This window comes from Erwinia plantamica (assembly GCF_043420595.1).
In the GTDB taxonomy this organism is placed as follows: domain Bacteria; phylum Pseudomonadota; class Gammaproteobacteria; order Enterobacterales; family Enterobacteriaceae; genus Erwinia; species Erwinia aeris.
In genome coordinates this window covers 36,423-50,604 of record NZ_JBGCUC010000002.1, presented here as the reverse complement: position 1 = coordinate 50,604, position 14,182 = coordinate 36,423, and the positions used below count along the sequence as shown (strand labels likewise).

The window sequence follows — 14,182 nt, the reverse complement described above, 5'->3', positions numbered from 1 at the left end:
AACACAGTTTTCCTGTTATCACCCCTGCATTTTTTGTATAACTCCCGGTCAGTTATCCGCTATTCGACGACAGAAGAGCCATGCCCCGCTTAAAGAAATCACTGGCTAAAGACCAGGAGCCGTTTCATCCCGTTCGCTTTCGCCTGATTTGTCTTGGCGTGTTCGTTTCCATGCTGCTGCTGTTGCTCTGGGTAGGGGATTTGCAGCTGATTAATCATCCTATGCTGGAAAAACAGGCGGACGAGCGCTCGCTGCGCACGGTCACTATTCCGACTAATCGCGGCACGCTGTTGGATCGTAACGGCGAAGCGCTGGCGCTGAGCGTGCCCTCGCGCGATATTATTGCCGATCCGCAGCGCGTGCTGGAAGCCAATCCCGATTTTACCAGCGCGAAATGGGAATATCTGGCTAACGCTTTGGATCAGCGACCTGAAGAGATCGCCCGGCAGATCAAAGCCAATCCCAACCGTCGCTTTCTTTACCTGGGCCATAAAATCGAGCTGGGTATCGCTAAAGATATCGCCAAACTGCATCTTTCCGGCATTTCCACCGTCTATGACGACAGCCGCTTCTATCCGATGAGCGAGGCGACTGCGCCGCTGCTCGGCATTGTCGGCGCGGACAATAGCGGCCTGAACGGGCTGGAAAAAGGTTTTGATAAGGTGTTGCAGGGCACGGCAGGCGTAGAGAAATATCGTCAGGATGCCCACGGCAATATTATCGCCATGATTAACTATGAGCCGCCTCGCCAGCCGCCGACGGTGCAGCTCAGCATCGATAAATTCGATCAGTACACCCTGTACACTAAGCTGCGCGATGGCGTACTGCTGAACAAAGCCGATTCCGGCGCGGCGGTGCTGGTTAAAGTCGATACCGGCGAAATTCTGGGGATGGCGTCTTATCCTTCCTATAATCCCAATAATTTCAGCAACGTTTCGCCTGACCAGATGCGTAATGCGGCCATTAACGACAGCTATGAACCCGGCTCAACGGTAAAACCGCTGGTGGTGATGGAAGGGCTGGCGCGCAAGCTGGTGCGCCCGGATTCCGTGCTGGATACCACGCCTTATCGCGTTAACGGCCACCTGATCCGCGACGTGGGCCACTGGCCGCGACTGACCATGACCGGCATCCTGCAAAAATCGAGCGATATCGGCGTATCGCATATCGCGCTGGCGATGCCCGCTGAAGTGCTGGTCAACACCTTCCACTCTTTTGGCCTGGGGAAACCCACCGGCCTGGGGCTGACCGGCGAAAGCGTAGGCTACTTCCCGCTGCACCGTGAACGCTGGGCCGATATCGAACGGGCCACTTTCTCCTTTGGCTATGGTCTGCGCGTCACGCCGCTGCAAATAGCGCGTGAATACGCCACGCTGGGATCTTTCGGCGTTTATCGTCCGCTTTCGATTACCAAAGTGACGCCGCCCGTGATCGGCACGCGGGTAGCAGACGAAGATATCGTGCGCTCGGTGGTCCATATGATGGAAAGCGACGCGCTGCCCGGCGGCAGCGGCGTGCGCGCGGCGGTACCGGGCTATCGACTGGCAATTAAAACGGGAACGGCCGAAAAAATGGGCTCGAGCGGTAAATATGACGGCGGCTATATCAACTATACCGCGGGCGTAGCGCCAGCCAGTAATCCTCAGGTCGCGCTGGTGATTATGATCAACCACCCGACGGCAGGGGATCACTTTGGCGGCTCGGTCGCCGCGCCGGTCTTCGGCAATATTATCGGCCCCGTGCTCAAGCATATGAACGTGGCACCGGACGCGCTCTACTCCACGCACAGCGGCACCTGATACTGTCCAATATCTGAGGCCGCCGTCAACAAGAAGCCCACGCCAGCGCGTGGGCTTTTTTTATCTTAGCCTCCCGTCATCCGCTCCGGCTTTAACGCACAAATACCTCTGTTAAACATCAGCTATTCTGACAATTGGAAATTGTGTGATCTATTAAAATATCAATATCTGTTATATCTCCAGATAAGATCTAAACTGTTTATATCAAAGCATGGATGGCTCTACTTTCATACGATCCAAGAGGACATTCGTGCACATTATCAGATCGACTCCTGACTTTCCGGCACCTTCTCAGCTATCGGTGCTGGCCGTTTTAATCAGTACGTTATTACTTGTCGGATGTGGTGGTGGTGGTGGCGGCGGCGGTGGTGGTGGCGAAACGCTGAACATGGCGCCGGCGCCTGTAAACAATCCCGCGCCAACGCCGACGCCGACGCCAACGCCGACAACCGAACCCGTAGCCGAGACGACGCCGACTACCGATTCGGCGCCAACCCCAGAGCCGATGCCGGTTTCGCCAGTCGTTACCTACGGCAAGGTTAAAGTCGGTATTGTCGATTCGGGCCTGGCGGCCGGTCGTTCTGACATCAACTACGACAATGTCCATTTCGCCTCTTATCTTTCCGGCGGCAGCCAGACCCTGAACGATAATAACGGTCAGGCAGGGCACGGCACGTTGGTGGCGCTGACGGCGGCCGGCCTGGCCAGCGGGGCGTTTGCCGGCGGCGTGGCGCCGGACAGCGATTTATGGATAGCGCAGGCTTCCAGTAATAACCTTTTTTATTACCAGGATACGCAAAAGGCTATCAGCGGGCTGCTCAATAACGGCGTAAAAATAATTAACATGTCTTATGCTTCCGGCGAGCGACTGGCTACTACGGCACAGCAGCAAAGCGCCAGAACCAGCGGGCGTTACGATCTGCTGCGTGACAGCCTGAGCAGCATCGTCAGCGCTAACGCGTTGGGCGTAGTGGTGACCGGCAACAACGGGACGTCTACGCCTTCGCCGAACGCGCAGATCCCTTTAATCTACAATGACCCCAGCCTGCAAAAAGGGCTGATCGCCGTGACCGGCTATGTGCCTGGCTATACCGTGGCGCAGGGCAGCCGTCCGCCGGAGCTGTTTGTGTTTGACGCCTGTGGCGATGTCGCCGCCTGGTGTCTGGCCGCGCCCGGCTATGCGGATTACCTGCAGGACAACGGCACGCTGGGTCGCAAATACGGCACTTCTTTCGCCGCACCTCGCGTGACCGGCGCGGCATCCCGTGTGTCGGCGCAGTTTCCGTGGATGACCGGCTACAACCTTCAGCAAACTTTGCTGACGACGGCGGATTACCACAGCGATGCCGTGGCGGGCGTCAGCCAGGACACCGCCAACGGGCGGCCCTATAACAACACCTTCGGCTGGGGAAATGTGAATGTCGATAAGGCGTTACGAGGCCCGGGGATGTTTTATGGCGATGACTTTACCGCCGCGCTGACCTACGGCAGCTACGTGTTTGCCAACGATATCAGCGGCAGCGGCGGCCTGATTGTCAGCGGCGCCAGCAACGCGGGCGGCAGCCTGACGCTGAGCGGCAATAACACCTACACCGGCGCAACACGGGTGGAAAGCAACAGTCTGTTTATCGACGGCAGCGTCGCCAGCGACGTGCGCGTAACGGGCAGCGGGCTGCTGGCAGGCTCGGGCCGGATCAACGGTAATCTGAGCAACCAGGGCACGGTGGTAACCACCGCCGCTGGCGGGCTGCGCGTGGTCGGCAGCTATCAGCAAAGCGCCGACGGCACGCTGCGGATAACGCTCTCTCAGCCGCTGACGGTTGCAGGCCCGGCGACGCTCAATGGCGCGCTTCAGGTTACCTTGCCTTCCGATACCTATATTGTGCAGACCAACGAATCGCTGCTGGAAAGCGGACAGGGCATCAGCGGGCAGTTCGCCAGCGTGGATACCGGCGTCTTCCTGAAAGGCACGGTGGCCTACAGCGCCAACAGCGTTACCGGACATTTTCAGCGAGTGAATACCGTTCAGGCGGCCCAGGCGGCGGGACTGACCGGCAAAGCAACGCTGCAAAGCGCCGCCAACGTCGAGCGGGCGTTGCAGGCGGCCGACAGGCTGTCGACGCAGTCGGGCCTTTCCGCGCAGCAAACCGAACTGTTGCAGGATGCGGCGGCTTTCCAGCGTATCGGCAGCGGCGCGGCGGCTGAAGCGGTGCTGGATTCGCTTTCCGGCCAGGCACACGCCAGCGGCAATGCTATTCTCTTCAACAGCCTGGATTACCAGAACCAGCTGCTGAATAACCGCCTCGATCCGGCGCGGCAAAAGCCTTACGGCATGTGGGCGGAAACGGGCACGCTGCACGGCGATTTGCAGCAGGATGGTTATCTGGGCAGCCACTACCGCACCAACACTACGGCGATTGGCGTGGACAGCAGTTTCGACGTGCCGGGACTGCGGGTAGGCGCGGCCGTCACCGATAGCGAAATCCGGGCCAGCTACGAAGGCAGCGGCGGCAACAGCACCAACAGTTTGCAGGGCGTTATGCTTTATGGACAGTATGCCGTAACGCCGGAATGGTTCTGGCAGGGCAACCTGAGCTATCAGCATGGCGAGACCGATCTCGATCGCGTGCTGCTGCTGAACGGCGTGCGTTCATCTTCATCAGAAACGCGCAACGACAGCTGGCAGGCGCTGGTCAAAACCGGCTACCGCTGGTCGCTGGACGACAGGCTGACGCTGCAACCTTATGTCGGCATGAAGCTGAGCCAGCTCTATACCGGCGGCTTTAACGATGAGGCCGGCGCGCTGGGACTGCAAGGCGACAGTGCCCGTTACAGCCGCACCGTTGGCCTCACCGGCCTTAACCTGAGCGCGCCTCTGCTTGAGGTCGATCAATGGTGGTCGCTGCTTTCCGTCTACGGCGAGCACCAGCACGCCTTTACCAATCCGTCGCTGGATGTGAATGCCCGCTGGACAGGCACCGGTTCTGAAGGCGACAGCTTCGCCATTCCGGGCATGACGCTGGACAGGGATTCTCAGTGGTACGGGATGCGGCTGGACGTAGGCAAAGCGAAAGATGCGCGCCTGTTCCTGCGAGTGGACAAGCACGTGGCGGAGAAAGGCGACGAGTCGGTCTTCCGTGGTGGCGTGGATATCGCCTTTTAATCGCGGCGCGACACTGATAAAAGCTGGCCTTGCTGCCAGCTTTTTTTTCGCCCGTGCTTAAAATGCCCACACCCTGACGGCAGATGGCAATAACGCGGCGGTCTGAATTCGACGGCTGGGACTTGTAAACCACCCTTAACAGAAACCTTACGTTCTGAGCATGGAATTTAATCAGCCTGCTCAATCATAATACCGCCGGGTCAGATGACCTGCTTTTTTCTGGCGGTGACGAGATGCTGCCGCTTCTTTGTTTTATTTGATCCGACTGAGCCTCATGACCTCTACAACAGCAAAACCCTTCCGTCGCAAACTTATCCTTGCCGCTCTTATTATTCTGGCCATTTTGCTGGTCTGGCGTTTCTGGCCGCACGGCAGCGGCGCGGGCAGGCCGGGCGGCCCCGGCATGATGATGGCCGGCCCGGTAGCGGTTCACGCCGGGCTGGTTACCACCGCCGACGTACCGGTTTACCTGACCGCGCTCGGCACGGTGATCCCTAATGCTACCGTTACCGTTACCAGCCGCGTGGACGGGCAGCTGATGAAGGTTTACTTTACGGAAGGGCAGCAGGTCGAAGCCGGCCAGCTGCTGGCGCAGATCGATCCACGCAGCTATGAGGCCACGCTGGCGCAGTACCAGGGCGATCTCAGCCAGAACCAGGCGCTGCTGCAAAGCGCGGAGCTGACGCTGGCGCGCTACCGCAAGCTCTATGCGCAGGACTCTTTAGCCCGCCAGGATTTGGATACGCAGGCCGCCACGGTGGGGCAGTATCGCGGGGCGGTCAAAGCCGACCAGGCGCAAATCGCCTCGGCAAAGCTGAATATTGAATTTACACGCATCACCGCGCCGGTTTCCGGGCGCGTTGGCCTGCGCCTGGTTGACGAAGGCAATATGGTGCAGAGCAGCGACACCACCGGCCTGGTGACCATTACCCAGATGCAGCCCGCCGCCGTAACTTTCAGCGTTCCGCAAAGCAACATTCCCACGCTGATTAAGGCGCTGCACAACGGGCAGACGCTGCCGGCAACCGCGTTCGATCAGGATGGCGATAAGGCGCTGGCTTCCGGCAGCGTGCGGTTTATCAGCAACCAGATCGACACCGCTACCGGCACGGTCGAGCTGAAAGCGCTGTTCGACAATCAGGACGAGGCGCTCTATCCCAACCAGTTTGTGGATCTGCGGCTGCAAACCGGCACCCTGAAGCAGGCGACCGTGATCCCGGCGCAGGCGTTGCAGCTCAGCAGCGACGGCAGCTTCGTCTACGTGATCGGCAGCGATAAAACGGTTACGCGCCGCGCGGTGAAAACCGGGCCGACGCTGGGCGACACGCAGCAGGCGATTACCGAAGGCGTGAAGGCGGGCGAGCAGGTCGTTACCGTAGGCATCGATCGGCTAAGCAACGGCAGCAAAGTCACTGTGGTTACGGCTGATGAAACTCCGGCCGCCAGCGACAAAGCGAAAGCGCAATGAATCCGTCCCGCATTTTTATCGCGCGTCCGGTCGCCACTATCCTGCTGATGATCGGCGTGCTGATCTCCGGCGTTTTCGCCTATAAGTTTCTTTCTACCTCCGCGCTGCCGCAGGTGGATTATCCGACCATTCAGGTCACCACGCTCTATCCGGGCGCGAGTCCGGACGTGATGGCATCGGGCGTTACCGCGCCGCTGGAAAGGCAGCTCGGGCAGATGGCGGGCCTGAGCCAGATGGCCTCCAGCAGCTCGGGCGGCTCGTCGGTGATCACGCTGAAGTTCTCGCTGGATCTGTCGCTGGACGTGGCGGAGCAGGAAGTGCAGGCGGCCATCAACGCCGCCAACAGCCTGCTGCCCTCCGACTTGCCTAATCCGCCAACCTATAAAAAGGTGAACCCGGCGGATACGGCGGTGATCACGCTGGCGGCCAGCTCGGATACGCTGCCGCTGATTAAAGTCCAGGACCTGGTCAACACCCGCGTCGCGCTGAAGCTGTCGCAAATCTCCGGCGTCGGCATGGTGACGCTGGCGGGCGGCCATCAGCCCGCTATCCGCGTGCAGATGGATCCCAAAGCGCTGGCGGCGCACGGGCTGACGCTGGAAGACGTCAATACGCTGATTAGCAACAGCAACGTCAACGGCTCGAAAGGCGGTTTCGACGGCAAATACCATTCGATAACCATCGACGCCAACGACCAGCTGCGCACCGCAGAGGAATACGGCAACCTGATCCTTACATATCAGAACGGCGCGGCGCTGCGGCTGAAGGATATCGCCCATATCGAAGAGGCGGCGGAAAACAGCTATCAGTCGGCCTGGGCCAACAACAGCCCGGCGATTGTGATTAGCGTCCAGCGCCAGCCCGGCGCCAACGTGATTGCGGTGGTGGACAACATTAAAAAGCAGCTGCCGACGCTTCAGGCCGCGCTGCCGGACGGGGTAAAAGTGCAGATCCTCTCCGACCGTACCCAGACCATTCGCGCCTCCATCAGCGACGTGCAGTTTGAGCTGATGCTGTCGATTGCGCTGGTGGTGATGGTGACCTTTCTGTTTCTGCGCAACGTGGCGGCGACGCTGATCCCGAGCGTGGCGGTGCCGCTGTCGCTGGTCGGCACCTTTGGCGTGATGTATCTGGCGGGCTTCAGCCTGAATAACCTGTCGCTGATGGCGCTGACTATCGCCACCGGTTTCGTTATTGATGACGCTATCGTAGTGGTGGAAAATATCTCAAGGCGGCTGGAGCAGGGCGAAACGCCGATGGAGGCGGCGCTGAAAGGCTCGGCGCAGATTGGCTTCACCATTATCTCGCTGACCTTTTCGCTGATTGCGGTGCTGATCCCGCTGCTGTTTATGGGCGACGTGGTCGGACGGCTGTTTCGCGAGTTCGCCATTACGCTGGCGGTGTCGATTCTGGTTTCGATGCTGGTTTCGCTGACGCTTACGCCGATGCTTTGCGCCTGTCTGCTGCGCCATATCCCGGAAGAGAAGCAGAGCCGCTTTTACCGCAAGGGCGGTCAGTTCTTCGATAAGCTGGTGGCCGGTTACGATCGCCTGCTGACGATAGTGCTTAACCATCAGCGCCTGACGTTGCTGGTAGCGCTGGCGACGCTGGCGCTGACCGCGCTGCTCTATCTGGTTATTCCCAAAGGCTTTTTCCCGGCGCAGGATACCGGGTTAATCCAGGGCGTGACCGTGGCTTCTCAGGACGTTTCTTTTGGTGAAATGGCGAAGCGGCAGCAGCAGCTGGCGGCTATCGTGCTGAAGAACCCGGCGGTGGCGAGTCTTTCTTCCACTATCGGCATCGACGGCAACAATACCAGCCTGAACAGCGGGCGGCTGCAAATCAACCTGAAATCGTTTGACCAGCGCGACGAGCGGGCCGACCAGGTGATTGCCGAACTGCAACAGGCGACCCGCAGCGTGCCGGGCATTCAGCTTTATATGCAGGCCGCGCAGGATCTGACGGTCAACGATCGGGTCACGCCGGATCGCTATCAGTTCTCGCTGGACGACGCCGACAGCGAAAACCTGGTCGCCTGGACGCCGAAGCTGGTGGCCGCGCTGGAAAAACGGCCGGAGTTCAGCTCGGTGGTCAGCGATTTGCAGGATCAGGGGCAGGTCGCCTGGGTCGAACTGAACCGCGATGCGGCGGCGCGTTACGGCATTACCGCCGCCGACGTGGATACCGCGCTGTATAACGCTTTCGGCCAGCGGCTGGTCTCCACCATTTTTACCCAGTCGAATCAGTACCGGGTGGTGCTGGAGGTCGCGCCGCAGTATCAGCAGTCTCCGGCCTCGTTTAACGACATCTGGCTGGCGGCTGCCGCTTCGTCCTCGACCACCTCCACGAGCAGCGGCACCTCAAGCGATACCGACAGCAGCTCGTCTGACAGCGCTTCTTCAACCAGCAGCGGCGGCATGGTGCGGCTGACCTCAGTCGCCACCATTCATCAGCGCATCGGCTCGCTGGTGCATATGCGGCTGAACCAGTTCCCGGCGGTGACCGTCTCGTTCAATCTCAACGACGGCTACTCGCTGGAAGAGGCGCAAAAGGCGATAGCGGAGACGCAGCAAAGCCTGAAGGTGCCGTCCAGCATGACGCTGCGCTATCAGGGCGAAACCGAAGCTTTCCAGAACGCTACCGGCAACACGCTGTGGCTGATCCTGGCCGCGCTGCTGACCATGTACGTGGTGCTGGGCATCCTTTATGAAAGCTTTATTCATCCGGTGACCATTCTCTCCACGCTGCCGTCGGCGGCGGTCGGCGCGCTGCTGACGCTGCTGCTGGCGGGCACGGAATTCAGCCTGATTGCGCTGATTGGGGTGATATTGCTGATCGGCATTGTGAAAAAGAACGCGATTATGATGATCGACTTTGCGCTGGATGCGGAGAAAAAGCAGCACCTCAGCCCGCGGGAAGCGATCCATCAGGCCTGTCTGCTGCGCTTCCGCCCGATCCTGATGACCACCATGGCGGCGCTGCTTGGCGCGCTGCCGCTGATGCTGGCCTCCGGCTCGGGCGCTGAACTGCGCCAGCCGCTGGGGCTGGTGATTGTCGGCGGCCTGATCTTCAGCCAGGTGCTGACGCTGTTCTCCACACCCGTGATCTACCTGTGGTTCGATCGCCTGGCCGGGCGGGCACGCCGCAGAATGCGGGCGGCTAAATGATTACGCGCTTTTTTATCTTCCGGCCCGTTACCACGCTGCTGTTAACGCTGGCGCTGCTGCTGCTGGGCGCGCTGGGCTATCGTTTGCTGCCCGTCGCGCCGCTGCCGCAGGTCGATTTCCCGACCATTATGGTTTCCGCCAGCCTGCCGGGCGCGAGCCCGGAGACGATGGCGGCCACGGTCGCCACGCCGCTGGAGCGCGCGCTGGGGCAAATCTCGGGCATTACCGAGATGACCTCCAGCAGCTCGCAGGGCTCCAGCAATATCATTTTGCAGTTTGAGCTGACCCGCGACATCAACGGCGCGGCGCGGGATGTGCAGGCGGCGATCAACGCCTCGCGCAGCCTGTTGCCGAGCAGCATGCCGTCGCTGCCGACCTATCGCAAAGCCAACCCGTCCGACGCGCCAATCGTGATGCTGGCGCTGACGTCCACTACGCGTTCCAAAGGCGAGCTGTACGATATCGCCGAGAGCAAAATCGACCAGAAAATCGCGCAGGTGCAGGGCGTCGGCGACGTCTCGCTGATGGGCAGCGCGCTGCCGGCGGTCAGAATAGATCTACAGCCGCAAATGCTGACCCATGCCGGGATCTCGCTGGATACGGTGCGCGCCGCCATCGCCAACAGCACCAGCAATCTGCCGAAAGGGATGTTGCAGGGCGCTAACCAGAGCTGGGTGATTGACGGCAACAGCCAGCTGGACGGCGCAAAGCAGTACCGCGATTTGGTGGTCAGCTATCAGCACGGCCGCGCTATCCGCCTCAGCGACGTCGCCACCGTTTACGATTCGGTAGAGGACCAGTACAACGTCGGCTACTTCAACGGTTCGCCGTCGGTGATGATCGGCGTCACGCGCCAGGCGGGCGCCAATATGCTGCAAACCATTGATGCCATCAAAGCGCAGCTGCCGGCGCTGGAGGAAAACCTGCCGGCCGACGTCTCGCTGAAAATCGTGGTTGACCGCTCTCCCAACGTGCGCGCGTCCCTTTATGACACCGAAGAAACGTTGCTGATCGCTATCGCGCTGGTGATTGGCGTGGTCTTTATTTTCTTACGCAATTTGCAGGCGGTGGCCATTCCCGCGCTGGCGCTGCCCGTTTCGCTGGTGGGTACCTGCGCGGTGATGTATTTGCTCGGCTACAGCCTGGATAACCTGTCGCTGATGGCGCTGATCATCGCCACCGGCTTTGTGGTCGACGACGCCATCGTGGTGCTGGAAAACATCACGCGCTATATCGAAGAAGGATTAAGCCCGGTGCGCGCCGCGCTGAAAGGCGCGAACGAGGTGAGCTTTACCGTGCTGTCGATGACGCTGTCGCTGGTGGCGGTGTTTATCCCGATCCTGCTGATGGGCAGCATCGTTGGCCGCCTGTTTCGCGAGTTTGCGGTGACGCTGACCGTTTCGCTGATTATCTCTATGCTGGTGTCGCTCAGCCTCACGCCGATGCTCTGTTCGCGGCTGCTGAAGCGTAAACCCGGCGTCACCGCGCGGCCGCATCCGCTTTATCAGTGGATCGAAAACGGCCTTAATCGTCTGCTGGCCGCCTACGCCCGCGGGCTGAACTGGGTGATGCGCCATCAGCGGCTGACGCTGTTTAGCTTGATGCTGACGGTGATCCTCAATCTGTTTCTCTATTCGGTGGTGCAGAAAGGCTTTTTCCCCAATCAGGATACCGGCCTGCTGATGGGGATGCTGCGTGCCGATCAAAACGTCTCTTTCCAGGCGATGAAGCCGAAAATGGAGGCGTTCGCTAAGCTAATCCAGCAGGATCCGGCGGTGGACGGCGTGATGTCGTCAATGGGTAGCGGCGCGTTCGGTTCGCGCAACACCGCCAACTTTTTCGTGCATCTGAAAGACTTCGACCAGCGTGACGCGACGGCGACGGAAGTCGCTAACCGGCTGAGCGGTAAAACGCGCAACGTGCCGGGCGTGGAGCTGTTTCTGATGGCGGCGCAGGATATTCATATCGGCGGCCGCAGCGCCAACGCCAGCTATCAGTACAGTCTTCAGGCTGACGATCTGGAGACGCTGCGTATCTGGACGCCGAAGGTCAAAGCCGCGCTGGAGGCGATCCCACAGCTGACCAGCGTCGATTCCGACTCACAAACCGGCGGCCAGGAGGTAATGGTCACGATCGATCGCGACCGCGCCAAACGGCTGGGGGTCAACGTTGAGATGGTCGATACGCTGCTGAATAATTCGTTTGCGCAGCGCCAGGTCGCCACGCTGTACAAGACGCTTAATCAGTATCATGTGGTGATGTCGTTGCAGAATGCGTGGACGCGCGATCCGGAAACGCTTAACAAGCTGTATGTGATTAACGATGCCGGCGACCAGGTGCCGCTTTCGGCTTTCGCCCGCTTCAGCGGCGCCAACGCGCCGCTGTCGGTGGCGCACCAGGGCCAGTCGGCCACCAGCACGATTGCCTTTAACCTGGCGGACGGCGTTTCGCTGGAGCAGGCTTCGGCACTGATTAAAGCCGCGATGGCGAAGATTGCGCTGCCGGGCGATATTCAGGCCGGTTTCCAGGGCACGGCGAAAGCCTTTGGCGATCTCACCGCGTCCATGCCGTGGCTGATCCTTGCCGCGCTGGCGGCCGTCTATATCGTGCTGGGGATGCTCTATGAAAGCTATATTCATCCGCTGACCATCCTTTCCACGCTGCCGTCCGCAGGCGTTGGCGCGCTGTTGCTGCTGCTGCTGACCGGCACGCAGCTGACGGTGATCGCCTTGATAGGCATTCTGCTGCTGATCGGCATCGTAAAAAAGAACGCCATTATGATGATCGACTTCGCGCTGGCGGCGGAACGCAAGCAGGGCATGACGCCGCAGCAGGCGATTGTGCAGGCCTGCCTGATGCGCTTCCGGCCCATTATGATGACCACGCTGGCCGCCTTTTTCGGCGCGCTGCCGCTGGCGTTGGGCAGCGGCGGCGACGCCGATCTGCGCAGTCCGTTGGGCCTGGCCATCGCTGGCGGCCTGGCGCTGAGCCAGCTGTTAACACTGTTTACCACGCCGGTGGTTTACCTCTATCTCGATCGTGCCAGCCGCGCCGCTAAACGTCAGTGGGCGCGCCTCAGAGCTTAAATAATGACAATGAAAAAAATACCGTTTCTGTCCGGGCAAAGGACAAGTTCCAGGCTCGCGCCTGTTTTCCTGGCGCTGCTGCTGAGCGGCTGCGCCGTCGGCCCCGATTACCATCGTCCGGCGGTGAACGTGCCCGCGCACTATAAAGAAGCGCAGGGCTGGCGCGAGGCCGCACCGCAGGATGCACAAAGCAAAGGCGACTGGTGGTCGGTCTATCATGACAATACGCTGAGCGGTCTGCTGCGGCAGGTTGCCGTTTCAAACCAGAACGTGGCGCAGTATGAAGCGCAGTATCGCCAGGCCAGGGCGCTGGTCAGTGAAGCACGCTCTGACCTTCTGCCCGGTGCGACCTATAGCGGTTCCTCAACGCGCAGCGGCAGCGCTGCGACGGGCACGGGCCAGCGCACCGCCAGCGACAGCCATTCGCTACAGGCCAGCGCCAGCTGGGAAGTGGATATCTGGGGCAAGCTGCGGCGCACGCTGGAAGAGAACAAAGCCAGCGCGCAGGCCAGCGAGGCGGAGCTGGCGAATATCACCCTCAGCGCCCAGTCCGAGCTGGCGCAGGATTATTTTCAGCTGCGCATTATGGACCAGCAGATCGTGCTGTATCAGCAAAGCGTTGAGGCTTACCAGCGCTACCTGACTATTATTGAGAATAAATATCAGGCTGGCAGCGAGTCTCGCGCCACGCTCGCGCAGGCGCAAATGCAGCTGGAAACCTCGCGGGCTTCGGCGCTCGACCTCAGCTGGCAGCGGGCGCAAACCGAACACGCTATCGCTATCCTGCTCGGTAAAACGCCGGCGGAATTCAGCCTGCCGGTAACGAAAGCGATGACCGCTACGCTGCCCGCCATGCCGCAGGCCGTGCCCTCGACGCTGCTTGAGCGCCGCCCGGATATCGCTTATGCAGAACGCACTGTGGCAGCGGCCAATGCCGCCGTTGGCGTGGCGATCGCAGGCTACTATCCCGACCTTACGCTGAGCGCCACCGGCGGCTTTACCAGCTCGGCGCTGCATAATTTGCTGTCGCTGCCGAATCGCGTCTGGTCGCTCGGGCCGTCGCTCAGCGGCACGCTGCTGGACTTTGGCGCCACCTCGGCGAAAGTGGAGCAGGCGAGAGCGGCATATGACGCCGACGTGGCCAGCTATCGCCAGGCGGTGTTGACCGGCTTTGAGGAGGTGGAAAACTACCTGGTGGAGCTGCATACGCTGCAAAACGAAATCGTGGCGCAGCAAAACGCCACCTCGGCGGCGCAGGAGTCGGCCCGCGTCACGCGTAACCAGTATGAAGCGGGGATGATTGACTATCTGGATGTCGCCACCACTGAAAACAGCAGCCTGAGCCAGCAGCAGAGCCTGCTGGCGCTGCAAAGCACGCAGTGGGTCGCCAGCGTGCAGCTGATCGCCGCGCTGGGCGGCGGCTGGCGGGAGGCATCGCGCTAACATATGGGCGTTATCGCCCCGGCGGAAACAGGTCTGAAAAGCAATTGGAATATCAG

At 60.4% G+C, this 14,182-nt stretch carries 6 protein-coding genes; all 6 read left to right on the top strand.

Features of this window, described 5'->3' with window-relative positions:
- Positions 1-80: 80 nt before the first annotated feature.
- The 6 genes from AB3U87_RS02045 (at position 81) to AB3U87_RS02020 (ending at position 14,126) form a co-directional block, all read left to right on the top strand.
- Positions 81-1,799, top strand: a complete 1,719-nt coding sequence (locus AB3U87_RS02045; RefSeq protein ID WP_301730080.1) for a penicillin-binding transpeptidase domain-containing protein — start codon at positions 81-83, stop codon at positions 1,797-1,799.
- A 250-nt stretch (positions 1,800-2,049) separates the two neighbouring features.
- Positions 2,050-4,962: a S8 family serine peptidase gene (locus AB3U87_RS02040; RefSeq protein ID WP_394148231.1), complete on the top strand. Its 2,913-nt coding sequence runs from the start codon at positions 2,050-2,052 to the stop codon at positions 4,960-4,962.
- 274 nt (positions 4,963-5,236) lie between these two features.
- Complete coding sequence (locus AB3U87_RS02035; RefSeq protein WP_253458708.1) at positions 5,237-6,430, top strand: MdtA/MuxA family multidrug efflux RND transporter periplasmic adaptor subunit; 1,194 nt, start codon at positions 5,237-5,239, stop codon at positions 6,428-6,430.
- Complete coding sequence (locus tag AB3U87_RS02030) at positions 6,427-9,597, top strand: efflux RND transporter permease subunit (RefSeq protein ID WP_369895949.1); 3,171 nt, start codon at positions 6,427-6,429, stop codon at positions 9,595-9,597. The genes AB3U87_RS02035 and AB3U87_RS02030 overlap by 4 nt, the downstream gene beginning before the upstream one ends.
- The gene (locus AB3U87_RS02025) at positions 9,594-12,683 is read left to right on the top strand and encodes a multidrug efflux RND transporter permease subunit (RefSeq protein ID WP_394148229.1); all 3,090 of its coding nucleotides are present in this window, start codon (positions 9,594-9,596) and stop codon (positions 12,681-12,683) included. The genes AB3U87_RS02030 and AB3U87_RS02025 overlap by 4 nt, the downstream gene beginning before the upstream one ends.
- Before the next feature lie 9 nt (positions 12,684-12,692).
- Positions 12,693-14,126, top strand: a complete 1,434-nt coding sequence (locus tag AB3U87_RS02020; protein WP_394148228.1) for an efflux transporter outer membrane subunit — start codon at positions 12,693-12,695, stop codon at positions 14,124-14,126.
- Positions 14,127-14,182: the final 56 nt, after the last annotated feature.

Excerpts from the sequence above, each read along its gene's own strand:
- AB3U87_RS02020 (WP_394148228.1), top strand. The coding sequence starts at position 12,693 with ATGAAAAAAATACCGTTTCTGTCCGGGCAAAGGACAAGTTCCAGGCTC.
- AB3U87_RS02035 (WP_253458708.1), top strand. The coding sequence starts at position 5,237 with ATGACCTCTACAACAGCAAAACCCTTCCGTCGCAAACTTATCCTTGCC.
- AB3U87_RS02025 (WP_394148229.1), top strand. The coding sequence starts at position 9,594 with ATGATTACGCGCTTTTTTATCTTCCGGCCCGTTACCACGCTGCTGTTA.
- AB3U87_RS02030 (WP_369895949.1), top strand. The coding sequence starts at position 6,427 with ATGAATCCGTCCCGCATTTTTATCGCGCGTCCGGTCGCCACTATCCTG.
- AB3U87_RS02045 (WP_301730080.1), top strand. The coding sequence starts at position 81 with ATGCCCCGCTTAAAGAAATCACTGGCTAAAGACCAGGAGCCGTTTCAT.